General features: G+C 57.8%; 1 rRNA gene. It reads left to right on the top strand.

The window, feature by feature from the left end:
- Positions 1-469: ribosomal RNA gene (locus ABEA18_RS24560) — 16S ribosomal RNA — on the top strand; the annotation flags it as partial.
- Positions 470-540: the final 71 nt, after the last annotated feature.

Below are 540 nucleotides of genomic sequence, written 5' to 3'. Positions count from 1 at the left end.
GTGAGATGTTGGGTTAAGTCCCGCAACGAGCGCAACCCTCGTTCTATGTTGCCAGCGCGTGATGGCGGGGACTCATAGGAGACTGCCGGGGTCAACTCGGAGGAAGGTGGGGACGACGTCAAATCATCATGCCCCTTATGTCTTGGGCTTCACGCATGCTACAATGGCCGGTACAAAGGGTTGCGATACTGTGAGGTGGAGCTAATCCCAAAAAGCCGGTCTCAGTTCGGATTGGGGTCTGCAACTCGACCCCATGAAGTCGGAGTCGCTAGTAATCGCAGATCAGCAACGCTGCGGTGAATACGTTCCCGGGCCTTGTACACACCGCCCGTCAAGTCACGAAAGTTGGTAACACCCGAAGCCGGTGGCCTAACCCTTGTGGGGGGAGCCGTCGAAGGTGGGACCGGCGATTGGGACTAAGTCGTAACAAGGTAGCCGTACCGGAAGGTGCGGCTGGATCACCTCCTTTCTAAGGAGCACCATTATCGCTTCCTGTCCGGCCGCATGGCTGGGTGGGGGGTGTGTGGAAGCAAAGCCCAT

Source organism: Arthrobacter gyeryongensis (assembly GCF_039543785.1).
Lineage (GTDB): Bacteria > Actinomycetota > Actinomycetes > Actinomycetales > Micrococcaceae > Arthrobacter > Arthrobacter gyeryongensis.
The sequence above is the reverse complement of the archived record's forward strand: the minus strand, read 5'-3'. Positions and strand labels throughout refer to the sequence as shown.